The 26,148-nt window shown below is 71.6% G+C and carries 34 protein-coding genes, 1 pseudogene and 1 riboswitch; of the genes and pseudogenes, 11 read left to right on the top strand and 24 right to left on the bottom strand.

Annotated elements, in window-relative coordinates; translation table 11 throughout:
• The first annotated feature begins 11 nt into the window (after positions 1-11).
• Positions 12-509 (top strand): GtrA family protein, encoded by a 498-nt coding sequence (locus tag ACZ7OU_RS32945; protein WP_470258208.1) that lies wholly within the window; start codon positions 12-14, stop codon positions 507-509.
• On the opposite strand, the gene ACZ7OU_RS32950 is transcribed toward ACZ7OU_RS32945, so the two are convergent.
• The 3 genes from ACZ7OU_RS32950 to ACZ7OU_RS32960 all read right to left on the bottom strand — a co-directional run bounded on the left by ACZ7OU_RS32950 (position 439) and on the right by ACZ7OU_RS32960 (position 3,782).
• Entirely contained in the window at positions 439-2,613 is a 2,175-nt protein-coding gene (locus tag ACZ7OU_RS32950; RefSeq protein WP_470258209.1) for a glycosyltransferase family 2 protein, read from the bottom strand. The genes ACZ7OU_RS32945 and ACZ7OU_RS32950 overlap by 71 nt on opposite strands.
• Entirely contained in the window at positions 2,610-3,551 is a 942-nt protein-coding gene (locus ACZ7OU_RS32955) for an NAD-dependent epimerase/dehydratase family protein (protein WP_470258210.1), read from the bottom strand. Before ACZ7OU_RS32955 ends, ACZ7OU_RS32950 begins: the two co-directional genes overlap by 4 nt.
• 105 nt (positions 3,552-3,656) lie before the next feature.
• Positions 3,657-3,782, bottom strand: coding sequence for a hypothetical protein (locus ACZ7OU_RS32960; protein ID WP_470258211.1), 126 nt, complete (start codon positions 3,780-3,782; stop codon positions 3,657-3,659).
• A 545-nt stretch (positions 3,783-4,327) separates the two neighbouring features.
• Here ACZ7OU_RS32960 and ACZ7OU_RS32965 point away from each other — a divergent pair.
• Entirely contained in the window at positions 4,328-4,510 is a 183-nt protein-coding gene (locus ACZ7OU_RS32965; RefSeq protein WP_470259019.1) for a response regulator transcription factor, read from the top strand.
• Positions 4,511-4,515: 5 nt separating this feature from the next.
• Here the strand turns inward: ACZ7OU_RS32965 and gcvP are convergent, their stop codons facing one another.
• Both gcvP and ACZ7OU_RS32975 read right to left on the bottom strand, forming a co-directional pair.
• Entirely contained in the window at positions 4,516-7,392 is a 2,877-nt protein-coding gene (gene gcvP / locus ACZ7OU_RS32970; RefSeq protein ID WP_470258213.1) for an aminomethyl-transferring glycine dehydrogenase, read from the bottom strand.
• Positions 7,393-7,559: 167 nt separating this feature from the next.
• Positions 7,560-7,658: riboswitch (glycine riboswitch) on the bottom strand.
• A 42-nt stretch (positions 7,659-7,700) separates the two neighbouring features.
• Positions 7,701-8,279, bottom strand: a complete 579-nt coding sequence (locus ACZ7OU_RS32975) for a MerR family transcriptional regulator (RefSeq protein ID WP_364379688.1) — start codon at positions 8,277-8,279, stop codon at positions 7,701-7,703.
• A gap of 278 nt (positions 8,280-8,557) precedes the next feature.
• On the opposite strand from ACZ7OU_RS32975, the gene ACZ7OU_RS32980 reads away from it, so the two are divergent.
• The gene (locus ACZ7OU_RS32980; protein WP_470244346.1) at positions 8,558-9,190 is read left to right on the top strand and encodes a TetR/AcrR family transcriptional regulator; all 633 of its coding nucleotides are present in this window, start codon (positions 8,558-8,560) and stop codon (positions 9,188-9,190) included.
• Here ACZ7OU_RS32980 and trxA read toward each other — a convergent pair.
• The 8 genes from trxA to ACZ7OU_RS33020 all read right to left on the bottom strand — a co-directional run bounded on the left by trxA (position 9,171) and on the right by ACZ7OU_RS33020 (position 13,348).
• Complete coding sequence (trxA, locus tag ACZ7OU_RS32985) at positions 9,171-9,506, bottom strand: thioredoxin (protein WP_470258214.1); 336 nt, start codon at positions 9,504-9,506, stop codon at positions 9,171-9,173. The genes ACZ7OU_RS32980 and trxA overlap by 20 nt on opposite strands.
• A gap of 11 nt (positions 9,507-9,517) precedes the next feature.
• Positions 9,518-9,913, bottom strand: coding sequence for a MerR family transcriptional regulator (locus ACZ7OU_RS32990; RefSeq protein ID WP_470258215.1), 396 nt, complete (start codon positions 9,911-9,913; stop codon positions 9,518-9,520).
• A 41-nt stretch (positions 9,914-9,954) separates the two neighbouring features.
• Positions 9,955-10,428, bottom strand: a complete 474-nt coding sequence (locus ACZ7OU_RS32995; protein ID WP_009078856.1) for a bifunctional nuclease family protein — start codon at positions 10,426-10,428, stop codon at positions 9,955-9,957.
• Between the two features lie 216 nt (positions 10,429-10,644).
• A complete protein-coding gene (gene ftsR, locus ACZ7OU_RS33000) occupies positions 10,645-11,391 on the bottom strand; it encodes a transcriptional regulator FtsR (RefSeq protein WP_470244349.1) in 747 nt (248 codons plus the stop codon).
• On the bottom strand, positions 11,388-11,858 hold the full coding sequence (garA, locus tag ACZ7OU_RS33005; protein WP_284750621.1) for a glycogen accumulation regulator GarA: 471 nt from the start codon (positions 11,856-11,858) through the stop codon (positions 11,388-11,390). The genes ftsR and garA overlap by 4 nt, the downstream gene beginning before the upstream one ends.
• A 137-nt stretch (positions 11,859-11,995) precedes the next feature.
• Positions 11,996-12,382 carry a glycine cleavage system protein GcvH gene (gene gcvH, locus ACZ7OU_RS33010; RefSeq protein WP_470244350.1) on the bottom strand — a complete coding sequence of 129 codons (387 nt, stop codon included), beginning with the start codon at positions 12,380-12,382 and terminating at the stop codon, positions 11,996-11,998.
• Positions 12,383-12,483: 101 nt separating this feature from the next.
• A complete protein-coding gene (locus tag ACZ7OU_RS33015) occupies positions 12,484-13,104 on the bottom strand; it encodes a cardiolipin synthase ClsA (RefSeq protein ID WP_470244351.1) in 621 nt (206 codons plus the stop codon).
• A 13-nt stretch (positions 13,105-13,117) separates the two neighbouring features.
• Positions 13,118-13,348, bottom strand: a complete 231-nt coding sequence (locus ACZ7OU_RS33020) for a hypothetical protein (RefSeq protein ID WP_470258216.1) — start codon at positions 13,346-13,348, stop codon at positions 13,118-13,120.
• A 267-nt stretch (positions 13,349-13,615) separates the two neighbouring features.
• Between ACZ7OU_RS33020 and ACZ7OU_RS33025 the strand changes: the two genes are divergently transcribed.
• Positions 13,616-14,173: a hypothetical protein gene (locus ACZ7OU_RS33025; RefSeq protein ID WP_470258217.1), complete on the top strand. Its 558-nt coding sequence runs from the start codon at positions 13,616-13,618 to the stop codon at positions 14,171-14,173.
• A 34-nt stretch (positions 14,174-14,207) separates the two neighbouring features.
• A complete protein-coding gene (locus ACZ7OU_RS33030; RefSeq protein WP_470258218.1) occupies positions 14,208-14,603 on the top strand; it encodes a hypothetical protein in 396 nt (131 codons plus the stop codon).
• 72 nt (positions 14,604-14,675) lie between these two features.
• Here the strand turns inward: ACZ7OU_RS33030 and ACZ7OU_RS33035 are convergent, their stop codons facing one another.
• Both ACZ7OU_RS33035 and ACZ7OU_RS33040 read right to left on the bottom strand, forming a co-directional pair.
• Positions 14,676-16,379: an AMP-binding protein gene (locus ACZ7OU_RS33035; RefSeq protein ID WP_470258220.1), complete on the bottom strand. Its 1,704-nt coding sequence runs from the start codon at positions 16,377-16,379 to the stop codon at positions 14,676-14,678.
• A gap of 12 nt (positions 16,380-16,391) precedes the next feature.
• Complete coding sequence (locus ACZ7OU_RS33040) at positions 16,392-17,234, bottom strand: crotonase/enoyl-CoA hydratase family protein (protein WP_470258221.1); 843 nt, start codon at positions 17,232-17,234, stop codon at positions 16,392-16,394.
• Positions 17,235-17,369: 135 nt separating this feature from the next.
• Between ACZ7OU_RS33040 and ACZ7OU_RS33045 the strand changes: the two genes are divergently transcribed.
• The gene (locus ACZ7OU_RS33045; RefSeq protein ID WP_470259020.1) at positions 17,370-18,248 is read left to right on the top strand and encodes an alpha/beta fold hydrolase; all 879 of its coding nucleotides are present in this window, start codon (positions 17,370-17,372) and stop codon (positions 18,246-18,248) included.
• Between the two features lie 4 nt (positions 18,249-18,252).
• Positions 18,253-18,780, top strand: a complete 528-nt coding sequence (locus ACZ7OU_RS33050; protein WP_470258222.1) for an AAA family ATPase — start codon at positions 18,253-18,255, stop codon at positions 18,778-18,780.
• Here ACZ7OU_RS33050 and cobA read toward each other — a convergent pair.
• The 8 genes and pseudogenes from cobA to rpmB all read right to left on the bottom strand — a co-directional run bounded on the left by cobA (position 18,768) and on the right by rpmB (position 22,963).
• Positions 18,768-19,994 (bottom strand): uroporphyrinogen-III C-methyltransferase, encoded by a 1,227-nt coding sequence (gene cobA / locus ACZ7OU_RS33055; protein ID WP_470258223.1) that lies wholly within the window; start codon positions 19,992-19,994, stop codon positions 18,768-18,770. The two genes, ACZ7OU_RS33050 and cobA, sit on opposite strands and share 13 nt — an antisense overlap.
• Before the next feature lie 21 nt (positions 19,995-20,015).
• On the bottom strand, positions 20,016-20,393 hold the full coding sequence (locus tag ACZ7OU_RS33060) for a hypothetical protein (RefSeq protein WP_470259048.1): 378 nt from the start codon (positions 20,391-20,393) through the stop codon (positions 20,016-20,018).
• Positions 20,394-20,535: 142 nt separating this feature from the next.
• Positions 20,536-21,150, bottom strand: a pseudogene (locus tag ACZ7OU_RS33065) (DUF2201 family putative metallopeptidase); the annotation flags it as partial.
• Between the two features lie 219 nt (positions 21,151-21,369).
• Positions 21,370-21,534 carry a hypothetical protein gene (locus tag ACZ7OU_RS33070; protein WP_470258225.1) on the bottom strand — a complete coding sequence of 55 codons (165 nt, stop codon included), beginning with the start codon at positions 21,532-21,534 and terminating at the stop codon, positions 21,370-21,372.
• 469 nt (positions 21,535-22,003) lie between these two features.
• A complete protein-coding gene (rpsR, locus tag ACZ7OU_RS33075) occupies positions 22,004-22,258 on the bottom strand; it encodes a 30S ribosomal protein S18 (RefSeq protein ID WP_470258226.1) in 255 nt (84 codons plus the stop codon).
• Complete coding sequence (gene rpsN, locus ACZ7OU_RS33080) at positions 22,255-22,560, bottom strand: 30S ribosomal protein S14 (RefSeq protein WP_470258227.1); 306 nt, start codon at positions 22,558-22,560, stop codon at positions 22,255-22,257. The genes rpsR and rpsN overlap by 4 nt, the downstream gene beginning before the upstream one ends.
• Positions 22,560-22,727: a 50S ribosomal protein L33 gene (gene rpmG / locus ACZ7OU_RS33085; protein WP_155549872.1), complete on the bottom strand. Its 168-nt coding sequence runs from the start codon at positions 22,725-22,727 to the stop codon at positions 22,560-22,562. Before rpmG ends, rpsN begins: the two co-directional genes overlap by 1 nt.
• Positions 22,727-22,963, bottom strand: a complete 237-nt coding sequence (rpmB, locus tag ACZ7OU_RS33090; RefSeq protein ID WP_470258228.1) for a 50S ribosomal protein L28 — start codon at positions 22,961-22,963, stop codon at positions 22,727-22,729. The genes rpmG and rpmB overlap by 1 nt, the downstream gene beginning before the upstream one ends.
• Positions 22,964-23,041: 78 nt before the next feature.
• On the opposite strand from rpmB, the gene mrf reads away from it, so the two are divergent.
• Genes mrf through ACZ7OU_RS33110 form a run of 4 tightly spaced genes read left to right on the top strand, consistent with a single transcriptional unit; the run spans position 23,042 to position 25,738 of the window.
• Entirely contained in the window at positions 23,042-24,292 is a 1,251-nt protein-coding gene (gene mrf / locus ACZ7OU_RS33095) for a ribosome hibernation factor-recruiting GTPase MRF (protein ID WP_470258229.1), read from the top strand.
• Positions 24,289-24,543 carry a type B 50S ribosomal protein L31 gene (locus ACZ7OU_RS33100; RefSeq protein WP_364379636.1) on the top strand — a complete coding sequence of 85 codons (255 nt, stop codon included), beginning with the start codon at positions 24,289-24,291 and terminating at the stop codon, positions 24,541-24,543. The genes mrf and ACZ7OU_RS33100 overlap by 4 nt, the downstream gene beginning before the upstream one ends.
• Positions 24,543-24,692 (top strand): 50S ribosomal protein L32, encoded by a 150-nt coding sequence (rpmF, locus tag ACZ7OU_RS33105; RefSeq protein ID WP_155549868.1) that lies wholly within the window; start codon positions 24,543-24,545, stop codon positions 24,690-24,692. Before ACZ7OU_RS33100 ends, rpmF begins: the two co-directional genes overlap by 1 nt.
• Positions 24,689-25,738, top strand: a complete 1,050-nt coding sequence (locus ACZ7OU_RS33110; RefSeq protein WP_470258230.1) for a GTP-binding protein — start codon at positions 24,689-24,691, stop codon at positions 25,736-25,738. The genes rpmF and ACZ7OU_RS33110 overlap by 4 nt, the downstream gene beginning before the upstream one ends.
• On the opposite strand, the gene ACZ7OU_RS33115 is transcribed toward ACZ7OU_RS33110, so the two are convergent.
• The gene (locus tag ACZ7OU_RS33115; protein ID WP_470258231.1) at positions 25,735-26,031 is read right to left on the bottom strand and encodes a hypothetical protein; all 297 of its coding nucleotides are present in this window, start codon (positions 26,029-26,031) and stop codon (positions 25,735-25,737) included. The genes ACZ7OU_RS33110 and ACZ7OU_RS33115 overlap by 4 nt on opposite strands.
• Positions 26,032-26,148 lie beyond the last annotated feature (117 nt).

Below are 26,148 nucleotides of genomic sequence, written 5' to 3' on the forward strand. Positions count from 1 at the left end.
AGGATGGGGGCATGACGACCGTAACCAACGGCGTGCGGCCCCGCACAACGGAGAAGACCCGCCGCCGCGGCTGGGCCCGGCTGGCGCGCGCCGCGGCGACGTCGGTCGCGGCCACGGTCGTCAGCCAGGTGGTGCTGCTGGCGGTCCTCGCCACCGGCGGCGCCGCGGCCCTGGCGAGCACGCTGGCCTGGGCGGCCGGCGCGGTGCTCAACTTCGTGGTCACCCGCCGCTGGGTGTGGGGCCGCACCGGACGCCCGCGCGTCCGCCGCGAACTGCTGCCCTACCTGGTCGTCATCGGCCTCGGCGGCCTCGCGTCCATCGGCCTGACGACGCTGGCGGGCGCGCTCTTGACGCCCCTCAACCTGCCGCACCTCTGGTGGGTCGTGCTCGTCGACGGCACGTACGTGGCCAGCTACGCGCTGGTGTTTGTCGTCAAGTTCACCCTGCTCGACCGGCTCGTGTTCGGCCGCGGCGCAGCACGTACCCCCGCCACCACGTCCCCGTCATGACCCGGGCGTAGTTGGCGCCGTAGACGACGCTGCCGCCCTTCTTGCTCTTGCCCGCCTTGCGCAGCCGCATGCTCATCGGCAGCTCGACCACCCGCGACCCGCGCGCGGTCACCCCGAGCATCAGCTCCGACGACTGGTACTGCGGCTCGTTGAGCGGCACCGAGCACGCCAGGTCCGCCCGCATCGCCCGGAAGCCGAACGACGTGTCGGTGATCCGCCGGGCGGTCAGCACCGAGGCCAAGACCGCGAACACGCGCACGCCCAGCCACCGGACGCGGCTGTCGGCCTCCTCGTGCCCGAGCCGCCGTGACCCGGTGACGAAGTCCGCGGTGCCGTCGACGACCGGGCTGACCAGGGCTTCGAGCTCGCTGTTGTCGTACTGGCCGTCGGCGTCGGTGGTCACGACGTACTCGGCGCCCGCCTCGGCCGCGAGGTGGTAGCCCAGGCGGAGCGCGGCGCCCTGGCCGCGGTTGCGGGGTGCGACGCAGACGTACGCGCCGTGCTCTTCGGCGATCGCAGCCGTGTCGTCGGTGCCGCCGTCGACCACGACGAGCACGTCGACCCGCATGCCGAGGCACTCGTCCGGCATCTTCTCCAGGACCTCGCCGATGCCGCCGGCCTCGTTGTAGGCCGCGATGACGACGGTCAGCGGCGCCAGCTCCAGGTCCGGGTGACGGCCGTGGAAGTCGTCGAGGGCGCCAGCGTCGACGTCGTCGGGGAACGCGGCGAGGCGCTTCCGGCTGGCCGACGTCAGCGTCGTGAAGCCGAGTGCCCCGGCCACCGAGAAGAGCACGAGCGCGGGAATCTGGTAGCGCCAGGAGAACTGGAACACCGCCGAGGCGAACAGCAGGATCAAGCCGCTCGACGCCGCCAGCAGCGCACCCGCCCGCGCCCGGTCCAGCGGCTTCTTGCGCCGGAACACCGTCAGCAGGCCCAGCAGAGCGCCGATGCCGAGCACCGCGCCGGGGACGTAGCCACCGCCGAGCTGGTAGTCCCGGAGGATCTTGGCCAGCGGCTGGTCGACGCTCGCGTTGATTCCGTCGTTCTGCTGCGTGACCAGGTCGATCAGCGACTGGTCGGCCCACTGCGGGTAGGTGAGCTGGAACTGCCACCGGTCCAGCGGGACGTCCGTCGGGTCCTGCTCACGCGTCCAGGCGAAGCTCTTCGAGAAGTCCTTCAGGATCGCTTCGGCGACGTCGCCGGGCTGTTCCTTCAGGACGTCGATCGCGAACTCGTGCGCCAGCGCGGCCTTGTCCGCGCCCGGCGGCAGCGGTCCCGGCCAGTTCGGGTCGAGGTCGGCGTGGGTGTAGTTGTCCACGAGCCGCGTCTCGCGCGGTTCGGTCGGGCAGAACACCTGCAGCTCGGGCGAAAGGTGGAGGTTCGCGCAGTCGGCGACGGCGGCGGTGCGGCCGTAGAGCATGTTCCCGGACGGCCCGGTCAGCCCCCACTTGCCGGTCTCCGAGTGCACCCGCGCCGCGTAGGGCACGAGCACGACGAGCAGGCCCAGCACGCCCGCGCCGGCTCGGCGCCAGCCCGCCCAGTGCCGCCACGCTCCCCCGACGACGACCAGGTAGACCAGCAGCGGCAGCGCGAGCGAGATCCCGATCAGCCGCGTCAGCACGGCGAACCCGACCAGCAGCCCGGCGGCGCCGGCGCGCTTCCACCCCGGGGCGCCCCAGCCGAGCAGCAGCCAGAGGAGCCCGAGCAGCACGGCTTCGAAGACGACCTCGGACATGATGTTCTGCTCGATCTGCAGCTGGTACGCGTCGAGCAGCACCGGCACCGCGGCGAGCGCGGCGACCCACGGACGGCCGCCGAGGCGCAGCACCAGCGCGTACACACCGATCGCGATCAGCAGACCGCCGACGTGCTGCACCGCCGCGACCCAGGCGAGCCCGCCGACGGCCAGCAGCGGCCGCAGCACCAGGTCGTAGCCGATCGGGTCGAGCTGGTCGGCGCGCAGCGCGTGCAGGTTGTCGATGTAGCGGAACGAGTCGATGTACAGCAGCGCGGGCCGGTAAGCGAGCCACGTCAGCACCCGGAGGGCGATCGCCGGGACGAGGAGCAGGAGCAGCAGCCAATGCCGGCGCAGGAACACCGTCACGGTGTCGCGTTTGGACGGTCGAGGCCGGAGAAGTACTTCCACGCCGTCGCCAAGCCGTCGGTGAGCGAGACTTCCGGGCGGTACCCGATGGTCTCCGCGCTGGCCGAGACGTCGACGACCACCGCGGGCATCTCCCCCGCCGGCGCCTCGACGTGCTCGACCGGCAGCTCGGCGCCGGTCACCTCGCGCACGGCCTCGACCATCTCCAGCACGGAGACCGAGCGTCCAGCGCCGACGATCGCGCGGCCGGTGTGGCCGCTGTCGAGGGCCAGCAGGAGGGCGCGGACGACGTCGTCGACGTGCACGAGGTCGCGGCGCTGGCGGCCGTCGCCGTAGATCTTGACGCTCGCGCCGGTCAGCGCGGCGCGCATCATGCGGGGCACGAAACTGTCCTTGTGGGACATTCCCGGGCCGTAGACGTTGGTGAACCGCAACGCACACGTCGTCATGCCGTACGCGCCGGCGTAGCCCGAGAGCAGCATTTCGCACGCGGCCTTGGTGGCGCCGTAGGGCGTCAGGGGCCGCAGCGGCAGGTCCGGGGTGATCGTCGCGGTGCCGACGTTGCCGATCACCGCGTTGGTCGACGCGAGCAGGAACTTCGGCACCTCGCGGCGGCGCGCCAGCTCCAGCAGCTCCTGGGTCACCAGGACGTTGTCGGCGAAGGTGTCCTCGGGCAGCTCGACCGACTTCAGCACCGACGTCAGCGCGGCGAGGTGCACGATTCCCGCGGTCTCGCGCGTCACGGCCTCCTCGCGGACGGCGGCGTCACGGAGGTCGCCGATCACCACGCGGACGCCGTCTTCGGGGAACGGGACCCGGTCCACGACGGTGACCGGGACACCCCGGTCGCGAAGGGCGTGCACGACGGCCCGGCCGATGAAGCCGCTGCCGCCGGTCACGACCACGGACGTCCGATCAGGACCGTGCGCACTCGCCATGGCGTCAACCTACCTCCCGTTCCTGTGCGGGCCCGGCCCGGCGTACGCACTACTGCGTACGCCGTCGCCCCGGCCGGATCGGTGTCCTTGAGGGGTCATGAAGCCCTACAGCGCGGCGGCCGGGATCAGCGGCATCGCGCAGTCGATGGTCAGCGCCTGCTCGAACACCACGCTGAACGTCCGGTAACCACCGGTTCGTATCGCCCTCGGCTCGCCCGGGTCTTTCTTCACCGGACGAGCCGAGGGGATCACCGGTGGGCAGTGAACTGACGGCGCGGCACCTGGACCGCGCCCTCGAAGTCGTGCGCGAGTTCCGGTCGGCGGCCGGGCTCGGCCGGCTGCGACTTTCGTGTCGTGCACGAGCGCGGAGCACACGACGCGGCGGCTGACCGGTGCGGTCACCGAACGGCCGGAGGACAACCTGATGCGCCACCCGGAGTTCCGGGCGCAGGTGAGCAGGCACCCGGCGTTCGCGGCGCACCGGAGCGGGCGGTTGCCGCTGGGGACGTCGGCCGCGCTGACCGACCTGGCGGACCTGCGCACGCGGCGGGCACTGTCGCTGTACACGGACTTCTACCGCCCGCGCGGCACGATCGACCAGCTGCTGTGCGTGGTCGAGGTCGACCGACCGCGCCGGGCGCATCCTGACGCTCAGCCGGTCACGGCCCGGGTCCTCCTCCCTCGACCGGGCGCTGGCCGACCTGCTCGCGCCGCACCTGGCCCAGGCGCCGGCCCGCGAGGAACGACCGCCGGTCGACGCGGCGGCGACGGAGCTGCTGACCGCCCGCGAGCGGCAGGTGGCGGACGCCGTGACCCGCGCCGCCTGCGACCGGCAGATCGCCCGTCACCTCGGCATCAGCCCGCGGACGGTCCAGAAGCACCTGCAGCGGATCTACCGGAAGCTCGGCCTGACGAGCCGGACCGAGCTGCTGGTCCGGCTGTCCGGCGCCGGCTCGTGAGCGCGCTAGGCGAAGGCCTCCGGGGGCGGGCAGGAGCAGACCAGGTTGCGGTCGCCCGCCGCGCCGTCGATGCGGCGGACCGGCGGCCAGATCTTCGCCGCGCCCGGGCCCGCCGGGAACACCGCCGTCTCGCGGCTGTACGGCCGGTCCCACTCGCCCGCGACGCAGCGCGCCGTGTGCGGGGCCTGCCTCAGCGGCGACTCCGCCAGCGCCCACTCCCCCGCCGCCACGCGGTCGATCTCCGCGCGGATGGCGATCATCGCGTCGCAGAAGCGGTCCAGCTCGGCCAGGTCCTCGCTCTCGGTCGGCTCCACCATGAGCGTGCCCGCCACCGGGAACGACATCGTCGGCGCGTGGAGGCCGTAGTCCGCCAGCCGCTTCGCGACGTCGTCGACGGTCACCCCGGTCGCCTTCGTCAGCGGCCGCAGGTCGAGGATGCACTCGTGCGCGACGAGCCCGCCGTGTCCCGCGTACAGCACCGGGAAGTGCTCGCCGAGCCGGCGAGCGACGTAGTTCGCGTTGGCCACGGCCACGAGCGTCGCCCGGCGCAGGCCGTCCGCGCCCATCATCCGGACGTACGCCCACGAGATCGGCAGGATCGACGCGCTCCCCCACGGCGCCGCGCTGACCGGCCCGACGCCGGTCGCCGGGCCGGCCGCCGGCTGCAGCGGGTGGTTCGGCAGGAACGGCGCCAGGTGCGCGCGGACCCCGATCGGCCCGACCCCGGGTCCGCCGCCGCCGTGCGGGATGCAGAACGTCTTGTGCAGGTTGAGGTGCGAGACGTCGGCGCCGAACCGGCCGTACTGCGCGACGCCGATGAGCGCGTTCAGGTTGGCCCCGTCGACGTACACCTGCCCGCCCGCTTCGTGCACCAGCTCGCACACCTCGCCGACGGTGTCCTCGTAGACCCCGTGCGTCGACGGGTAGGTGATCATGATCGCGGCCAGGTCGGCGCGGTGGTCATCCACAGTGGACCGCAGGTGCGCGAGGTCGATGTTCCCGTCGTCGTCGCACCGGACGACGACCACCCGCATGCCGGCCATCACGGCGCTCGCCGCGTTCGTGCCGTGGGCACTGGCCGGGATGAGGCAGACGTCGCGCTCGCCCTCGCCGCGCGAGCGGTGGTAGGCGCGGATGGCCAGCAGCCCGGCGAACTCGCCCTGGCTGCCCGCGTTGGGCTGCAGGGAAACCGTGTCGTAGCCGGTGATCCGCGCGAGCCACGCGCTCAGGTCGCCGACCACCTCCAGGAGCCCGGCGGCGTCTTCGGCGGGCGCGAACGGGTGCAGCCCGGCGAACTCCGGCCAGGTGACCGGTTCCATTTCGGCCGCGGCGTTGAGCTTCATGGTGCACGAGCCGAGCGGGATCATGCTGCGGTCGAGCGCGACGTCCTTGTCGGACAGCCGGCGCAGGTAGCGCAGCAGCGCGGTTTCCGAGCGGTGGGCGTGGAACACCGGGTGGGTGAGGAACGCACTGGTGCGACGCAACGGCGCCGGGAGCGCGTCCGCCGTGTCCGCGTCGAGGCCGTCCACATCGGACACCGAGACGCCGAATGCCTTCCACACGCACGAAAGCCGCTCGCGGGTGGTCGTCTCGTCGCAGGCGACGCCGACGTGGTCGTCGTCGACGAGCCGCAGGTTCACGCCGAGGTCGCGAGCCGCCGCGACGACCGCTTCCGCCCGCCCGGGCACCGACGCGGTCACGGTGTCGAAGAACTCGCCGTGTCCGACGTCGATGCCGCCTTCGGCGAGGCCGGCGGCGAGCACGGTGGCCATCCGGTGGGCGCGCAGCGCGATCCCGCGCAGCCCGTCGGGCCCGTGGTACACGGCGTACATCGAGGCCATCACCGCCAGCAGGACCTGCGCGGTGCAGATGTTCGACGTCGCCTTCTCGCGGCGGATGTGCTGTTCCCGGGTCTGCAGGGCGAGCCGGTACGCGGGTGCGCCGTCGGCGTCCTTCGAGACGCCGACCAGGCGTCCCGGCAGCTGCCGTTCCAGGCCTTCGCGGACCGCGAGGTAGGCGGCGTGGGGGCCGCCGAAGCCGAGCGGGACCCCGAACCGCTGGGTGGATCCGACGGCGACGTCGGCGCCGAGCTCCCCCGGCGGCCGCAGCAGGGTCAGGGCGAGCGGGTCGGCGGCGACGATCACCGCGGCACCGTGCTTCTTGGCCTCGGAGATCGTCAGGTCGAGCTCGTGCACCGCACCCGACGCACCGGGGTAGGACAGCAGCATCCCGAAGAAGTCGCCGCCGAGGCCAAGTCCGGTGAGACCTTGGGAGAGATCCTCGACGACCAGCTCGATGTCCAGGGGTTCGGCCCGGGTCCGGAGCACGGCGAGGGTCTGCGGCAGGGTGTCCTGGTCGACGACGAACCGGTTCGAAGCGGACTTCCCGGCCCGCCGCACCAGCGTCATGGCCTCGGCGGCAGCGGTGGCCTCGTCGAGCATCGACGCGTTGGCGACGGGCAGCCCGGTCAGATCGGCGACCATGGTCTGGAAGTTGAGCAGCGCCTCGAGCCGGCCTTGCGAGATCTCGGGCTGATACGGCGTGTAAGCGGTGTACCAGGCCGGATTCTCGAGCACGTTCCGCCGGATGACGGGCGGAGTGATGGTGTCGTGGTACCCGAGCCCGATCATCTGGGCCATCGTTCGGTTACGGCCGGCAAGCGCCCGAAGCTCGGCGAGCGCCTGAGCTTCGGTCGCGGCCGGCGGCAGTTCGAGCGGACGAGCGGAGGACCGCAGCGACTCAGGTACAGCACGCTCGGAGAGCTCGTCGAGAGAAGCGACACCGACGACATCGAGAATACGGCGAAGTTCGTCCGGCCCGGGACCGATGTGCCGCTCGGCGAACGGGATGCCCTGTTCCAGCGAGGCGAGTGACAGTTCCACGGAGCCTCCTGGGGACCGCCGAGCCGGGCCGGGGACGATGTCCCCCGGCCTCCCCACTCTGTCCGTACCCCGAGGGGCGCCTGAGAGTTTCGCCCGAGGTTGAGCCGGGCTTGCACCGTCGGCGGGGCCATCAGGTTGTGTCCTGACGACCCGCTTTCCAGAGGCGTCTCGTCCGCGCGGTCCAGGGTGCCTGAGAGGTTCCGGGGAGGACTTGCTCCTTCGGCGCCGAGCTCAAGGTGTGACTCGGACTCTCCCGCGCGGATTCGTCGACCGCGAGGAGAACCTTACTCGACTCCTCGCGGCGGTGATCACCCGGTCTTGCGGGCGTTGCGGCGCTGGGTGAGCTCGTCCGGCTGGTGCGTCTCGACGACACCGCCGTCGGCGCGTTCGGCCTGGAACTCGTGGATGGTGCCGCTGATCTCCTGCATGGCGCCGCTGACCGCGATGCCGAAGACGCCTTGGCCGCCCTGGAGCAGATCGACGATCTCCTCCGGCGAGGTGCATTCGTAGACGGTGGTGCCGTCGGAGAACAGCGTCACGCGCGCGAGGTCACGGACTCCGCGGACGCGCAGGTGGTCGACCGCGACCCGGATGTTCTGGAGGGAGACCCCGGTGTCCAGCAGCCGCTTGACCACCTTGAGGACCAGGATGTCCTTGAACGAGTACAGCCGCTGCGAGCCGGAACCGTGCGCCGTGCGGATGCTGGGTGCGACCAGCTTCGTCCGGGCCCAGTAGTCGAGCTGGCGGTAGGTGATCCCGGCGATCTGGCACGCGGCCGGACCGCGGTAACCCACCAGCTCGTCCGGCAGCGAGTTGTCGGGGAACAGCTCACCCTGCTCGCCAGCCGCGACCTCAACAGGCTGCTTCTCGGAACCAGCCTCGACCACGCAAGCCTCCCCTCGCCCGACCGGACGGCCGGCGAATGACAGTCGGCCGGTCCCAGGAGCGGGACCCACCGGAGATCCATCGCCGCGATCCGGCCCCAGACCGTGAATCACATCGTGGCGATTTACCTCCTTCGACGGTAAGCGCCAGGAGAACACCGGTCAACGCGACGCGCGGCAAGCCTCAACGGTCGGATGAGCGTTTGAGCCGTTCGCCGTACCCCCGAGCCGGTGGTTCAAACCTCTTGACCGGATTTACTCAGCCGAGTAACATTTTACTCATGCAAGTAAACACCGACCTCATGGCCGAGATGGGGCTCAGCGCCGCCGAGGCGGCCCGCCGCGCCCAGATCATCGGCGCCACCATCGGCGTCATCGCCGACCTCGGTTACCGGAAGGCGACGTTCGCCAAGATCAAGGAACGTGCCGGGCTCAGCAGCACCCGGATGATCTCCTACCACTTCACCAACAAGGCCGGCCTGATGCAGGCGGTGCTGAGCACGGTGGTCGAGACGAAGGGCGAGTTCCTGAAGGAGCGCACCGGCGGCGGCCTCGACCCGGCGGACCGGCCCGGCCACCTGCGGGCCCACATCGAGACGTCGATCGCGTTCCTGCGCGCGTACCCGGAGTGCGTCCGGGTCCTGACGGAGCTGGCGGCCAACGCCGACGACGCCGACGGCTGGGTGATGACGAAGGTGCTGGTCGACGACATGCGGGTGCACGGGCTGGCCCGCCAGCTCAAGCAGGGTCAGGCCGAAGGGCTGTTCGGCGACTTCACGCCGGAGGTGATGGCGATGTCCATCGCGCAGGCGATCGACGGGGTCGCCGCGGCCTACGCGGCGGACCCGTCGCTCGACCTGGAGAAGTACGAACGCGAGGTCGCGGACGCCTTCGTCAAAGCGACCGCGCCATGAGCGCCCGGTCGAGGCGGTCTTCGATGCGGGCCTTCGGGAACGCGCCGACGATCGTCTCGACCGGCTCGCCGCCGGCGAACAGGATCATCGTCGGCAGGGACATGACCTGGTAGGAGCGCATGGTCTCCGGGTTCTCGTCCGCGTTGATCTTGCGGACGGCGAGCTTCCCGGTCCGCTCGTCCGCCAGCTGCTCCAGCACCGGGCCGACCATCCGGCACGGTCCGCACCAGGTGGCCCAGAACTCGACCAGCACCGGGACGTCGCTGTCGACGACCTCGGTGAACGTCGCGTCGGTGACTGCGGCGATTTCGGACATGACGGGCTCCTTCACGGGCGCGGGGAATCGGGCACGACACACGGATCCGGCGCCTGCCGGGCCAGGGCGGTGGCGAGCTTCCCGGCCAGTTCGGCGCGGATGCCGCCGAGGCGGGCCAGCAAGGCGTCGGCTTCTTCGAGCTTGCGGCGGTAGACCTCGATCGACGTCAGGCAGGAGTCGCCGGTCTCGTGACCGCTGCGGAGGCAGTCGACGAAGGGGCGGGTCTCGTCGAGGGTCAGGCCGATCGTCTGCAGGGTCTGGATCTCCCGGACCAGCTGCAGGTCGTCCTCGTCGTACTCGCGGTAGCCGTTGGCCGAACGACGGGCCTCGATCAGGCCCTGGGCCTCGTAAAAACGCAGCGCCCGGGTGGTGACACCCGTGCGCCGCGCAAGCTCTCCGATCCGCATACCCCGACGCTAGACGTTGACGTCCGCGTCAAGGCAAGTTCTCAGGTGTCGGCTCCCCGGAAGTCCTCGGGCGAAACGGAGTCGAGGAACTCGCGGAACTTCTCGACCTCGTCCTCCTGCTCGTCCGGGATGATCAGGCCCGCCTCCTCCAGCACCGCGTCCACGGCGTGGATGGGGACACCGATCCGCAGGGCCAGCGCGACCGAGTCGCTCGGCCGGGCGGAGACCCGGATGTCGCCGTCGAAGACGAGCTCGGCGAAGAACGTGCCTTCCTTGAGGTCGGTGATCACGACCTGCTCGAGCTCCCGGCCGAGCGCCCCGATGACCTCTTTCAGCAGGTCATGCGTGAGCGGACGGGCCGGCCGGACTCCCTGTTGCTCCAAGGCGATGGCGGTGGCTTCGACCGAGCCGATCCAGATCGGCAGGTACCGCTCGCCCTCGGTCTCCCGCAGCAACAAGATCGGCTGATTCGCGGGCAGCTCGACCCGCACACCGACGACGCGCATCTCGCTCATCGGGCTTCGCCTCCCTCTCGTGCACACGGGCGCAGGCGCTGATTCGGCCGGACGCCGTCATCGCCGACGCTACCCGTCATCCGTGCGCTGTGCTCGCTGTCGAGACTATCTCGGTTCGCCTGCCGCAAACCCTTGCCTTCACGGTACGGCATGCGGTGCCGAACATTCAGTCATTGACATGGGGCCGCAAAGAGGATCTCAGCGCCCCATCGTTGATCAACACCCCGCGACGCCGCGGATTCCCGCCTTGACGAGGAGCGTGTGGAGGGTCACGGACAGTGCCGCGAGCTCCCGCACCACCTCGTCCGCCCTCGACTTCGCTTCCGGGTCACGGTGCCGATACACCGGTGTCACGATCTGCTCCAGCAACCCGACCTCGCGGTCGGCCGCGGCGCGGAAGGCACGCAGATGTCTCGGCTCGATACCGAATTCGGTCATCGCCTTCACCGTCCGCGCGACCAGCACCGCGTCCGGGTCGAAGAACCCGGCGGGACCGGGCCGGACCAGGCCGTACTGCTGCAGCTCGGCCAGGGCGGGCTCGTCGATGCCGGCCTGCTCCAGGAGCTCCTCCTGGGTCAGGCGCAGCTCTTTGCCGGTGGCGAAGTCCGCCGCCTCCGGCAGGCCGACGTTCTCCGCCGGAGCGTCGATCGGCACCAGCCGGCGCGGCGGGCGGGGCACGGCCGCGACGGGCCCGGCACCCGAGTCCGCCGCGTCCAGCTGCTCCTTGATGACCTTCAGCGGGAGGTAGTGGTCCCGCTGGGCGGCCAGGACGAATCGCAGGCGCTCCACGTCCGCCGCGGCGAACTGCCGGTACCCCGAAGCCGTCCGGCCCGGCTGGACCAGGCCTTCCGCTTCGAGGAACCGGATCTTGGAGATGGTGACATCGGGGAAGTCCGAGCGCAGCTGCGCCAGGACGGCCCCGATGCTCAGTCCGTGATTCTGTGGCCGCCCGGCCGCCGTCACTGCGCTCCCTGGCCCCCGTGACCCGGGCCGGTCAGGAAGACCAGGCGGAACTTCCCGATCTGCACCTCGTCGCCCCCCGCGAGGACGGCCTGGTCGACCGGCTCGCGGTTGACGTAGGTGCCGTTGAGGCTGCCGACGTCGATGACGACGAACTCGCCGCCCTCACGCCGGAACTCGGCGTGCCGGCGGGAGACCGTGACGTCGTCCAGGAAGATGTCGCTGTCCGGGTGGCGCCCGGCGCTGGTCGTGTCGCGGTCGAGCAGGAACCGCGAACCCGCGTTGGGGCCGCGCTTCACCACCAGCAGCGCCGAACCCGCGGGCAGGGCGTCGACGCCCTGGACCGGCGCCTCCGCGGCCGGGGCGGACTCGTGGCCTTCGGCTTCGGCCAGGAAGTCGGCCCGGAAGACAGAGGTCCGCTCCGGAGACTGCTCCGGGGGAACGCCGCCGGGCCCGTCGTTCGTGCTCACCTGAGCTCTCCTCCACACATGCTGTGTTGCCTAGTACTCAAGAACGTGTAGCTGCCAACGTACCGTGCCTGATCGATTCTCCGAGCCCCGGCTCCCCGAACCGGCGCAGTGCCGGCCGGGGCGGCCCGGAGCCGGGCTCAGCCCTTGGTCAGTGCGTCGTACGCCTCGGCTTCCAGCAGGGCTTCGAGCCCCGCCGGGTCGTCGAGCCGGATCTCGATCAGCCAGCCCTCGCCGTAGGGGTCGCTGTTGATCAGCTCCGGCGACTCGGCGACGGCGTCGTTGATCGCGACGACCTCCCCGTCGACCGGCGCGAACAGCTCGGACACGCTCTTCGTCGACTCGACCTCGCCGAAGACGTCGCCCGTGCTCACCTGGCGGCCGACCTCCGGCAGGTCGACGAACACGACGTCGCCGAGCTGGTCCTGCGCGTACTCGGTGATGCCGATGCGGACGAGGGTGTCCTCGCCCCGGGTGGCGACCCACTCGTGTTCCTCGGTGTAGCGAAGCTCTTCAGGAGCGGACACCGCCGGTCCCCTTTCATGCCCTCACTGGCGAAAACGTGCTGGGCGAAGTCTTACACCCACACGGCGCAGCGCGCGGCCCGACCCGGGGATAACCGTCGCGCTCAGTCGCCACCCGCGCCGCGCAGGGCGTTGCGCGCCTGGACCACGTAGAGGACGCCGGACCAGACGTACAGCACGCCGCCCCAGATGGTGAACGCGTAGCCGATCGGCCGGGCGACCGCGGCGACGTCCGAGCCGCCCTGCGCGAGCAGCAGGAACGGGAAGGCGTACATCAGCACGAACGTCGCGCCCTTGCCGATGTAGGTCACCTCCGGTGGGGCGAACCCGCGCCGGCGCAGCGTCAGCACGCAGACGCCCAGCACCGCTTCGCGCACCAGGAGCGGCACCACGACCCACCAGGGGATGATCTCCCGGACCAGGAACGCGATCAGCGTGGCGAGGATGTAGAGCCGGTCGGCGGCCGGGTCGAGGAGCTGGCCCAGCCGGGACATCTGGTTGAGCCAGCGGGCCAGCTTGCCGTCGAGCCAGTCGGTCAGCGCGCTGAAGACCAGCAGCGCGAGCGCCCAGCCGTCCTCCTCCGGACCCAGCAGCAGCCACAGGAACACCGGCACGCCGGCGAGCCGCAGCAGCGACAGCATGTTGGGGACGTTGAAGGCCTGCTTGAGCAGGGACGGCTCGGCGGCGCTCGCCTGCGCGGCTGGTTCGGGTGCGGCTGTGCTCACCCGGCCAGCGTAGTCAGCACGCGCGGCGGCGGCTCCAGCCGCGCCGCTGCAGTTCGGCGCTGCTCAGCGCCTCGGGACGGCCCCGGTAGTCAGTGCCCATCCAGCGGGCGCGGCCGGGGCGCGCCTCCAGGACGTACGGGCGCCCGCAGCACCAGACGACGCTGCTGGGGACGGTCGGGGGGCCGGACGGGCCGGTGGTCTCGTCGGTGCTGGTTTCGGGGCTGGTCACAGCGTCGGCGTTCATCGCTCTCACGGGCTCGGGACGGGTATCGGGGACAGGAAGCTCGTCGGCCTCCACCAAGATCTTCGGCACGCGGAGCCGGATTGTTAACCGATGCGGCCGGAATTAGACCGATCGATTCTTCTTGGCAGTGTGAGGTTTCGGAGCGTGAACGGAATGTTAATTGTCCATTGTGGACACTGTTGGGGCGGCCACCGGACGGGGCCGCCACCCGGCTGGAGTAATCTGCCGCACACCTGTGGGCGAGTCGGCCACGGGGCCCCGGCCCGGATGGGCCAGAATGACCGGGCCAGCCTGACCGGGGAGGACAAGATCGCGGTGCCCCATCCGACCACCACGAGGACGTGGCGGCCGTTGCTCGCCGCCTGCCTCGCCGTGCCCGCGCTCGCGGCCTGCTCCGGCGAGCCAGCCGCCCAGGCGCCGTCGTCTTCGGCGGCCGCCCCGAGTTCGGCGCCGCCGGCTTCCCCGACGACCACTCCCCCGCCACCGCCCACCGGCGGCAGTCCGGCCGCGACCCCGCCGGCGTCCAAGCCGGCCGGGGCCCCGCCGACGGTGCCCGGGGCGTGCGGCACCGTGACCGCCGCCAGCGGGCTGACGCTCTACGTGTTCGACAGCGGCTCCGCCGGCGTCAGCTGCGTCGCGGCGACGAAGCTCGTCGGCGACTTCCACCGCAAGATCGCCGGCCGCCAGGGCGCCGGCTCGAACGACGCGGTGAACGAGACCGTCGACGGCTGGCTGTGCACGTCCGGGCCACCCGCCGCCCAGGGCGGCACCACCTGCACCAAGGGCGAGCAGACGGTGTTCGCCGCCGTCGTGCCGTCCGAGTGACCGCTCCCGATCCGCTTCCGTTCCTGAAGGGCCCATGAAGACACTCGCGTACCCCCTGCTGCTCGTCGCCGCGGCCGCCGCGCTGGCCGGCTGTGGCGCCGACCCCGCGCCCGCGGCGCCGTCCGCCGAGGCGCCGGCGCCCGCCGCGGCCGCCGCGGCCGCGTCGACGGCACCCGGCGTGCCGTGCGGCGACGTCACCGCCACCGGCGGCGCCAAGACGGCGGTCGTCGCGCACGGCAACGTCGACTGCGCCGCGGCCCAGACGCTGCTGAAGGACTACTTCGCGAAGCTGACCCCGGCCGAGGCCGCGTCGGCCGACGGCCCGGGCCCGGTCGTGCTCGACGAGTGGACGTGCGGCAGCGGCCCCAACGACCCGGTGACGGCGTGCTCGACCGAGGACGGCCGCCAGGTCGAGGGCACCCGCTCCTGAGCGGTCCGCCACCGCCGGTCGTGAGTGAGAAACAGTGTTCTGACCCTGTTTCTCACTCACGACCAGCGACCGTCAGGACTTGAGGTCGGGGAAGTCCTCTTCGCGGTACTCGGTCCCCTCCGCGCGCTTCGGGTCGCTCTCGCGGCCGCGCAGCTCGACGCGGCGGATCTTGCCCGAGATCGTCTTCGGGAGTTCCGCGAACTCGAGCCGCCGGATCCGCTTGTACGGCGCCAGGTGCTCGCGGCAGTACGCGAGGATCGCCTTCGCCGTCTCCGGGGTCGGCTCGTGGCCGGTCGCCAGCACGACGTACGCCTTGGGCACCGCGAGCCGGATCGGGTCGGGGGCCGGAACGACCGCGGCCTCGGCCACCGCCTCGTGCTCGATCAGCACGCTCTCCAGCTCGAACGGCGAGATCCGGTAGTCCGACGCCTTGAACACGTCGTCCGTGCGCCCGACGTAGGTGAGGTAGCCGCGTTCGTCGATCGAAGCGACGTCACCGGTGTGGTAGAAACCGCCGCCGAAGGCCGCCGACGTGCGTTCGTCGTCGTCCGCGTAGCCGGTCATCAAGCCGACCGGGCGGTGGTCGAGGTCGAGGCAGATCTCGCCCTCGGCCGCGCGTTCGCCGCTGACCGGGTCGACCAGCGCCACCACGAACCCGGGCAGCGGGCGGCCCATCGAGCCGGGCACGACGTCCTGGCCGGGCGTGTTGGCGATCTGGACGCTGCTTTCGGTCTGGCCGAAGCCGTCGCGGATGGTGACGCCCCACGACTTCCGGACCTGCTCGATCACCTCGGGGTTGAGCGGCTCCCCCGCCCCGACGACCTTGACCGGCGGAGTCTTCAGCGCCGTCAGGTCCGCTTGGATGAGCATCCGCCACACCGTCGGCGGCGCGCAGAAGCTCGTCACGCCGCACCGGTCCATCTGCGCCATCAGCGCGTTCGCGTCGAAGCGGTTGTAGTTGTAGAGGAACACCGTCGCCTCGGCGTTGAACGGGGCGAAGAAGTTGCTCCACGCGTGCTTCGCCCAGCCGGGCGAGGAGATGTTCAGGTGGACGTCGCCCGGCTCCAGCCCGATCCAGTACATCGTGGACAGATGGCCCACCGGGTACGAGACGTGCGTGTGCTGCACCAGCTTCGGCTTCGCCGTCGTGCCGGAGGTGAAGTAGAGCAGCAGCGGGTCCGCCGCCTTCGTCGGACCGTCCGGGGCGTACTCCGGCGACTGCGCGAACGCGGCCGAGTACGGCTGCCAGCCCTCGACCGGCTCCCCGACCGCGATCCGCGTGTAGTCGCCCTCGACGTCGGCGAACTTCGGCGCGTCGACCGACCGGACCACGACGTGCTTGGCGGCGCCGCGCTCGACGCGGTCGGTGAGGTCGGCCGGCCCGAGCAGCGTGGACGCCGGGATGATCACGGCGCCGAGCTTGATCGCGGCGAGGATCGTCTCCCACAGCTCGCCCTGGTTGCCCAGCATCAGGATCAGCCGGTCGCCGCGGCGGACGCCGAGGCTCCGCAGCCAGTTCGCCACCTGGTTGGACCGGCCGGACAGCTCCGGGTAGGTCCAGCGGTTCTCGGTGCCGTCCTCCTCGACGATCCACAGCGCGTACCGCTCGGCGTTGTCCGGGTCGTGCGCGACGACGTCGAACCAGTCGATCGCCCAGTTGAACTCGTCGAGCTCCGGCCAGGTGAAGTCGCGGTACGCCGTGTCGTAGTCCTCGCGGTGGGTCTGCAGGTAGTCCCGCGCCACCCGGAACGCGTGGTGGACCTCCGAAGCGCTCACGCTGCCTCCTAGTTATTCGCCCTTGAACTCCGGCGAACGACGCTCCATGAACGCCTGGACCGCTTCGCCGAGGTCCTTGCTGGGCAGGAACGCCGAGTTCCACGCCGCGACGTACCGGAGGCCGTCGGCGACCTGGCGCTCGGTGTTCGTCGCCAGTACCTGCTTCGTACCCTGCACCACGAGCGGCGGGTTCGCAGCGATCTCCCCGGCGAGTTCGCGCGCGGCCTTCAGCAGCGCGTCGGAGTCCGGGTGGACATCGTTGACGAGACCGATCTTCTCGGCGCGCGCGGCGTCGATGTCCTTGCCGGTCAGGGCCAGTTCCCGCAGGTGCCCTTCGCCGACGATCGAGGCGAGCCGCTGGAGGCTGCCGAGGTCGGCCACGATGGCGACGCGCACCTCGCGGACGCTGAACTTGGCGTCGGCGCTGGCCAGCCGGATGTCCGCGGCGGCGACGACGTCGACCCCGCCGCCGATGCACCAGCCCGAAACGGCCGCGATGACCGGTTTGCGGCATTCCGCGATCGAGCTGACCGCCGCCTGCAGCGACCGGACCTGGTCGAGGAACGCCGTCCGCGGCCCGGCCAGGTTGTCCCCGCCCAGCATCGGCGCCCAGTCGCCCATCATCGCCGGCAGGTCGAGACCGTAGGAGAAGTGCTTGCCGCTGCCGGTCAGCACGACCGCCCTGACCTGCGGGTCGGCGTCCAGCGCGCGGAACACCAGCGGCAGCTCGCGCCAGAAGTCCGGCCCCATCGCGTTGCCCTTGGACGGGCCGAGGAGCGTCACTTCGGCCACGGGGCCGGCGACGTCGACCTTCAGGGAGACGAGGTCGGGCAGACTGTCAGCAGTAGCGGTCATGGGGTCATCTTGACCCATGCCCGCGACGAGCCGCCATTGGCACGTTGTCAATTGATGCGATGGTCACTGTGCCGACGTGGTCATGGGATGTTTTCCTGGACGTAGGTGACCACGACGCGGGGAGGACGGTGGGAGATGAGCCCGGCCGGCAGCGCGACCCTGATCGAGCCGGAGCCCCCGGCCGTCCCGGCGCGGCGCGAGTCCCGCCCGATCGAGCTGACCGGCTCGTTCGACCACGAGGGCCACCGGCTCTGGTACACGGAGTTCGGCAGCGGCGACAAGGTCGTCGTCCTCACCCACGGCATCATGCTGACCCGCCGGATGCACGCCCCGCTCGCGCGCCGGCTGGCCCGCGCCGGGTTCCGGGTGGTCACGCTCGACCTGCTCGGCCACGGCGACTCCGACCGGCCGACCGAGTCGTGGCTTTACTCGATGCCGTCGTTCGCCGAGCAGACCCTGGCACTGCTCGACCACCTCGAGGTCGGCTCGGCGGTGGTCGGCGGGACGTCGCTGGGCGCGAACGTCTCGCTGGAGGTGGCGGTCCAGGCCCCCGACCGCGTGCACGGGCTGATCGTCGAGATGCCGGTGCTGGACAACGCGATCGTCGCGGGGCTGATCACGTTCGCGCCACTGCTGATGGCGGCCCGGTTCCTGCCGGTGACGGTCCAGGCGGTGTCGCTGGTGGCGTCCCTGGTCCCGCACGGCAACCAGTGGGTCGACGTCGTGACGGACACGCTGTCCCAGCGCCCGGCCCCGATGGCGGCGCTGCTGCACGGCGTGCTGTTCGGCCGGATCGCGCCGCCGAAGTCGGTGCGCCGCAAGATCACGACGCGAGCGCTGGTGATCGGCCACCAGGGCGACCCGATCCACCCGTTCGGTGACGCCGACACCCTCGCGGTGGACATGCCGGACGCGGAGTTCGTCCAGGCCCGCAGCCCGGTCGAGCTCAGGTTCGACCCGACCCGCCTGTCGGACGCGATCCGCGACTTCGCCGCGAGCTGCTACGAGGACTGAGCCGATGCCGCTGGTCTGGGTGACCGGCAACGCGGGAGCCGGCAAGTCGGCGGTCTGCGCGTTCCTGAAGAGCCGGCGGAAGTTCGCGGTCGACGCGGACGGGGACGGCTTCAACCACTGGGTGGACCGGACGACGGGACAGGCCGTCGTCGATCCCCCCGATCCGGTGCCCGCCGGCTGGCTCGACCGCTTCGGCTGGCAGACCAGCCGCGCGAAGGTCGAGACCCTGGCGGCGAAGGCGTCCGGCAGGGTCGTGTTCTTCTGCGGTTCCGCCGAAAACGACGCGGAGGTGCGGGACCTCTTCGACCTCGTGATCTGCCTGGTGGTCGACGACGACACCCTCCGGGACCGGCTCCTGACCCGCACCTCGAACAGCTTCGGCAAGCACCCGGAGGAGCTGGCGGCGGCCCTCGACGCCAATGCCGGCGCCGAGGTGGCCTACCGGCGGCTCGGCGCGACGGTCGTGATCGACGGCCGCCGCCCGCTGTCCGAGGTCGCCGACGCGATCCTCGCCGCCGCCTACGAAGCCTGAACCGGCGCGAGGCCGGCCACCGGGCCGATCACGATCACCGCGGGCGGCCGGACCCCCGACGCCGCCGCGTCGGTGACCACCGTGTCCAAAGTGGACCGCAGGGCGCGCTGGGTGCGCATCGTGCCGTCCTCGACGATGGCCACCGGGGTGTCGGCCGGGCGGCCGCCGTCCAGCAGGGCCTTCGCGAACTGCGGGAGCCGCTCCACGCCCATCATCAGCACGATCGTGCCGCGCATGCGGGCCAGCAGCTCCCAGTCCACCAGGGACCGGTCGTCGCCCGGGGCGACGTGGCCGGACACCACCACGACCTCGTGCGCGACGCCGCGGTGGGTCACCGGGACGTCCGCCACCGCCGGGACCGCGAACGCGCTCGTGATGCCCGGGACCATCGTCACCGGGACGCCCGCCTCGGCGCAGGCCAGCACCTCTTCGAAGCCGCGGCCGAACAGGTACGGGTCGCCACCCTTGAGCCGGACGACGAACTTGCCCTCCTTGGCCTTCTCGATCAGCGTGCTGTTGATGACGTCCTGGCTGGCCGCGCGGCCGTACGGGATCTTGGCCGCGTCGACGATCTCGACCTCGGGCGCCAGCTCGTCCAGCAGTTCGCGGGGGGCCAGCCGGTCGACCACGACGACGTCCGCGCGCGACAGCAGCCGGCGGCCGCGGACCGTGATCAGCTCCGGGTCGCCGGGGCCGCCGCCGACCAGCGCGACCCCGGGCAGGCTGCCCTCGGGGTGCGGCTGACGGCCGTCTTCGATCGTGCCGTTGTGCAGGCCGTCGAGCATCGAGTCGCGGACCGCGGCCGAGCGCAGCGGCTCGCCGCCGGACAGGACGCCGAACAGGAGGCCGCCGTGCCGGCCGGAAGCCGGGGTCACCGCGCTGCCCGACTCGCCCTCGTCGGCGCGGACGCAGAACACGCGCTCGCGCTCGGCTTCGGCGCAGATCGCGGCGTTGACCTCGGGATCGTTCGTGCAGGCCAGGGCGTACCAGGCGTCGCGAAGGTCACCGGCGGTGTAGCCGCGTTCGTGCCAGACCAGCTCGCCCGCGTCCACCATCCCCTGCACCGACGGCGTCGTGTGCGGCGACACCAGTTCGACGCGGGCGCCCGCGCTGATCAGCCGGGGCAGCCGCCGCTGGGCGACGGAACCGCCGCCGAACATTACAACGCGGCGGCCCGTGAGCTGGAGGCCGGAGAGGTAGTGCGGGTCGTCCATGGGCCGGAGTTTATTGACGGTTCACCCGCGCGCCAGCCCAGCGTGGGTCACGCCACGCGGAAGACCGGCCCGCGGGCCGCGAAAGCCTCGGCACCAGGTAGGCGTGCTCGCGCCGGGCCGGACGTGGTCGCACCGCGCGTCGGTGATGATCAGGATCGGGCCGTCGGCGGGGAAGTCGTCCGCCCGCCGCAGGAGGTCGACGCCGGGCTGCAGGATCTTGCCGCCACCGCCGCGGACCTTCACCCGGCCAGCGATCTCCTCCACCGCGAGGTACCCGGCGTCGGCGTCGCAGAACACCACGCGCGCCGCCGGGACGTCGCGGGCGAGCGCGTACGACGCGATCGCGCCGAGAGCCTTCCCCAGCAGCTCGGCGTTCATCGACCCGGACGTGTCGAGCACGACGCCGAAGGTGGCGAGCCGGTCGAGCCGCTCGGGGCGGATGCGGCCCGGGCGCGGGATGTCCGGGGTCGCCGACTGGCGGCGCGTAGCTGCGCACCGGCAGCTCCACGCGGACGTGCTCGTCGAACCAGCGGGCCGGCCGCGCGTCCCACGGCAGCGGCGGGTGGTCCAGGGCCCGGATCTCCTGCTCCAGCCCGAGCGGCAGCAGCCCGCGGCCCTGGGCGTGGTGGTCACCCCACGGCAGCGGCCGGCTCTTCCGGGACGGCCGGCGCTGGGCCGCGTCGGGCTCGGAAAGCCAGTCGCCCAGGACGTCGCCGGCGGAGCGCGAGCCGAGGGTGAGCAGCTTGCGGGCGCGGCGGAAATCGGCGGTCAGCGTGTCGTAGACCGACTCCGCGGACATCCCGGTCAGCTGCTGGTCGGGCAGGCTGCCGTCGAGCAGCTCGCCGACGCCCATGGCGACCAGCCGGCCGTTGACGACGTAGTCGCAGGCGACGTTCCACAGGTACGGGTCACGGCCGTGCGCGCGGCGATCGTGGCGCAGGGCAGCGTGCAGCATCTCGTGGGCCGGCACGAACCGCCATTCCTCGGCGGTCAGGGCGGCACCCGGGTTGACGTGGATCCCGCCGTGCTCGGCGTCGAGCGCCGCCATCGCGCCGAGCAGCGGGAACGACGAGACGAACCAGGACAGCGCGTGGTCCCACTCCCCCATGGCCCGCCGGTGGCGGGTCTGCCCCCGCGTGCCGGCGGCGCGTTCCATCGCCTCGGTGGCCGACGCGATCAGCCCACGGGCGAACCGTTCGATCCACGGCTCCGGCTTCCCGCGGGCGGTTGACCGTGAGCACGTCCCAGCCGCCGGCGCTCTCCGTGCTCAGGCTGACGCCGCGGGCGAGGTGCTCGAGGACGGTGTGCGAGCGGGCCCGCGCCCAGCCGTCGTCGATCGCCTTGGTCCGGCGCTCACGGCGTTTGGTCTCGAGGTTCATGTCCGGGCGGCGACCAGCCGCGGCAGGTCTCGGGCGGCTTCGACCAGGAACCACGACGGCAGCCGCGGGTGGCCGGCTTCGTCGTCGGCGATGACCAGCTGGGCCATTTCGAGGGAGATCTCGGCCAGCAGGCTCTTCGCGCGGAACGCGAACTGCCGCACGGCCGTCGACGCGTGACGCTTGTCCGCGGGCAGGTCCTTGACCAGCCGAGCAGGTCGTGGTCGCCGGGCTCGGCCGGCCGGCGCGCGTCGCCCTTGAGGATCGCCTCCAGGTCGAAGGCGTGCCGCGCCACCTTGAGGTACGCGCGGAACGCACCCGCGTGCTGCGGGGTGAGGGTGGCGTAGGCGAGCAACGCGATCGTGTCGTCGCTGTCCGGGTCGCCGTAGGAGTGCAGGAGATCCGAGAGCATGTGCCAGGACCGCGGCGTCGAGAACGGCTCCTCGGTCTTCGGCGGCGGGCTCCACAGGTGGTCCGGCCGGACGACGGCGGTGTTCAGCAGGACTCGGGCAGCTGGGCGGGCGTGACCGTGAGCTGGGCGTGCAAGCGTGGACCCGAGTCAGGACATCCCGGTGCGACGCTCCCCTTCGTTCGCCCATGATCACCCAGCCGCCCAGCCGCCCGCATCCGATTTTACTGAGCGCGCCCCGAAGCCGGGTACGGCAGCAGGGCCATCTCGCGCGCGTTCTTGATCGCCGTGGCGAGCTGTTTCTGTTGCTGCGGCGTCAATCCCGTCACGCGGCGGGCGCGGATCTTGCCGCGGTCGGAGATGAACTTCCGCAGCAGGTCGACGTCCTTCCAGTCGACGTGGGTGATCCGGTGGGCGTGCAGCAGGTTCACCTTGCGCTTGCCGGGACGGTCGCGGTTCGGCTTCGGCATCCGGCTCACCAGCTCGACTTCGTGACGCCGGGCAGCTCGCCGTTGTGCGCGGCCTGGCGCATCTTCACCCGGGACAGCCCGAACTTCCGCAGATACCCCCGCGGCCGTCCGTCGGCGGCGTCCCGGTTGCGGATGCGCGTCGGGCTCGCGTCGCGGGGCAGCTTCTGCAGCGCGACAACGGCTTCGGCCTTCTCCTCCGCGGACGACGACGGCGAGGCGACCAAGGCCTTCAGCGCGCGGCGACGTTCGACGTACCGCGCCGCGACCACCTTTCGCTGCTCGTTCTTCGCGATCTGCGACTTCTTGGCCATCAGCGCTCTTCCTTGAACTCGACGTGCTCGCGCGCGACCGGGTCGTACTTGCGCAGGACCATCCGGTCGGGGTCGTTCCGCCGGTTCTTCTTCGTGACGTAGGTGTAGCCGGTGCCCGCGGTGGACCGCAGCTTGATGATCGGGCGGATGTCGGTGCTCTTCGCCATTACAGCTTCACTCCCCTTGTCTTCAGTTCGGCCACGACGGCCTCGATGCCGCGCTTGTCGATCGTCTTCATGCCCTTGGCGGAGACGCGCAGGCGCACCCAGCGACCTTGGCTGGGCACGAAGTAGCGACGGTTCTGCAGGTTCGGCTCCCAGCGCCGCGACGTGCGGCGGTGCGAGTGCGAGACCTGCTTGCCGTAGCCCGGCTTGCGGCCGGTGACCTGGCACACGGCGGACACGGACCCTCCCGAGTTGATAGTGGTTGTCGTTTTCATCTACTCTACGCACCGTACCCCGCCCGTATTCCTGGAGCCGTAGTGACCCCTGAACCCCGCATCCCGCTCGTCTTGGTGAGCGGCCTCGCCCCGGGACCGAACGCCACGCTCGCCGAGCTGCTGCGCGTCGCCGAGCCCGGCACCGCCGTCGTCCACCACGACCTGCGCGAGATCCACGCCGGCGTCGTCCGCCGCCGGCTGCGGCTGGAGCAGCGCGACCAGCTGACCGTCCTCGAACTGGCCCACGGCTGCGTGTCCTGCACGCTGCGCGAGGACCTGCTGCCCCTGCTGCGGCACCTCGCCCGAATGCCTCAGGTCCGCCGGATCGTCGTCCGGCTCGACGAGGCCATGGAGCCGGAGCCGGTGAGCTGGGCGATCCGGAACGTCCTGGTCGGCGACCACCCGGTGAGCGACGACGTCGACCTGCGCGCCGTGCTCACCGTCGTGGACTGCGCGACCTTCCTCGCCGACGCGACCGGCGACGACGTCCTGGCCGAGCGGAACCTGCAGGGCAGCCCCGAGGACGAGCGCACGGTCGCCCAGGTCGCGCTGTCCCAGGCCGAGTTCGCCGACGTCCTCGTGCTGGCCGGCGCGGCGACCGACGCGTGGACCGCGGCGAAGGCGTCCGCGGTCCTCGACCGGGTCGCGCCCTCGGTCCCGCGCGTCGAACTGAGCCGGAGCGACGGGCACAGCGTGCTCGACGCCGTGCCGAAGGACGCCCGGCGCGGCGAGGTCACCGACATGCACGGCGCCCTGTTGCGCGGCGAGCCGCCGGTGCACGTCGACTGCGGCATCGGCCTGGTCACGTTCACCGCCCAGCGGCCGTTCCACCCCGAACGCCTGCACGACGCGCTCGACGTCCTGCTCGACGGCGTCGTCCGGACCCGCGGGCGCGCGTGGGTGGCGAGCCAGCCGGACGTCGCGTTCTGGATCGAGTCGGCCGGCGGCGGGCTCGGCATCGGGCACGCCGGGCCGTGGCTCGCGGCGCCGGACGGTCCGGCGTGGACGGACGTCTCCCCCGAGCGCCGCACGCTCGCGTCCCTGCGCTGGGACCCGGTGCACGGCGACCGCGCGCAGGAGCTCGTCGTGGTGACCGACCAGACAACGCCCGATGAGATCGACGCGGCCCTGCGCGGCGCTCTACTGACCGACGACGAACTGGCCGCCGGCCCGGCGGAGTGGCAGCGCTACCCCGACCCGTTCGGCGACTGGCACGAAGAGCCGTGCGAGGACACCGAAACCGACCCGGCGCGGCATGACGCGACCGCGGTGAACCGAAAGGAAGACCAGTGAAGACAGGCATCCACCCCGACTACCACCCCGTGGTGTTCAAGGACTCGTCCACCGGCGACGCGTTCCTGACCCGCTCCACCATCACCTCCGACAAGACGGTCGAATGGTCCGACGGGCAGACCTACCCGCTGGTCATGGTCGACATCAGCTCGTGGTCGCACCCGTTCTGGACCGGCACCCAGCGCATCATGGACAGCGCCGGCCAGGTCGAGAAGTTCCACCGCCGCTACGGGAAGCGGGGGACGCGCTGATGGCCGTCCCGAAGCGCAAGAAGTCCCGCAGCAACACCCGGTCCCGGCGTTCGCAGTGGAAGGCCGCGGTGCCGGACCTGGTGCCGATCAAGGTCGACGGTGAGGTTCAGCTGGTCCCGCGCCGGTTGATGCGGCACTTCCACTCGTGACCGTCCCGGTCACGGTGCTGTCCGGCTTCCTCGGCGCGGGCAAGACGACGCTGCTCAACCACATCCTGGCCAACCGGTCCGGGGTGCGGGTGGCGGTGATCGTCAACGACATGAGCGAGGTCAACATCGACGCGGGCCTCGTGCGGTCGCGGGAGCGCCTCGTCGAGCTGACCAACGGGTGCATCTGCTGCACCCTGCGGGAGGACCTCCTCGAGGAGGTGGCCGCGCTGTGTTCGGACGGCCGCTTCGACCACGTGCTGATCGAGTCGAGCGGCATCTCCGAACCGATGCCGGTGGCGGCGACGTTCACGTTCCTGGAGTCCGTCGCCCACCTCGACACCATGGTGACGGTGGTGGACGCGGCGAACTTCGCCCGCGAACTGGCCGCGGGCGACTCGCTCGTCGAGCGGCGGCTCGACCAGTACGCCGGCGACGAGCGGACGGTCAGCGACCTGCTGGTGGACCAGGTCGAGTTCGCCGACGTCCTGCTGCTGAACAAGACCGACCTGGTGCCCGACGTCGACCGCTTGGTGGCGACGCTGCGACGGCTCAACCCCGCCGCGGACGTCGTCACCGGCAGTTTCGGGAAGGTGCCGCTGGAGCGGGTCTTCGGCACCGGCCGGTACGACCCGGTGCGGGCGCAGGAGGCGCCGGGCTGGGTGGCCGAGCTGAACGGCGACCACGTGCCGGAGACCGAGGAGTACGGCATCTCCAGCGTGGTCTTCCGGGCGTCGGAGGCGTTCGACCCGGCGGCGCTGTGGGACCTCGTGACGCGCCGGCTGGACTCCGGCGAGTTCGGGACCGTGCTGCGGTCCAAGGGGTTCTTCGCGCTGGCGTCCCGGCCCGGGGTGACGGGGCTGTGGTCCCAGGCGGGGGCGGTGGCGCGGTTCGAACCCCAGGGCGTGGCGGCCGAGCCGCGTCAGGAGCTGGTGTTCATCGGCGTCGACCTCGCCGGTGACGCGCTGCTGGCCGCGCTTCGCGACTGCCTCGGCGAAGTCAGCGGGCCGGACCGGTTTCCGGAGTGGGGCCCGGTCCACGTCCACTAGTGGTCGTCGTAGTGGTCCTCGTGGGACGCGTGGCGGTGGCCGTCGTGCAGGTAGTCGACGTGCTCGCCGTGGGGCACCGCCACGTGGCCGCAGCCGTCGCCGTGGGCGTGGTCGTGCCCGGTGTGCGGCACGTGGCCGGTCATCTCGCACTCGTCGAAGTGCCCGTCGTGCGCCCGGTGGAGGTGGCCTTCGTGGGCGTAGTCCACGTGGTCGCCGTGCGGGACGGCGGCGTGGCCGCAGCCTTCGCGGTGGACGTGGTCGTGGCCGGCGTGCTCGACGTGGGCGATGGTCATCGGCTGTTCCTCCCTGCTTGTGTCCACTTCGGACGCTAGCCCCGGCGGCCGCGCGAGGCCGGGCGAAAGCTCCCGGCTCACCCGATAGCGGCCGGTCCGTCCGAGTTGATCAACCCA

It is taken from the genome of Amycolatopsis sp. NPDC114505, from assembly GCF_055633615.1.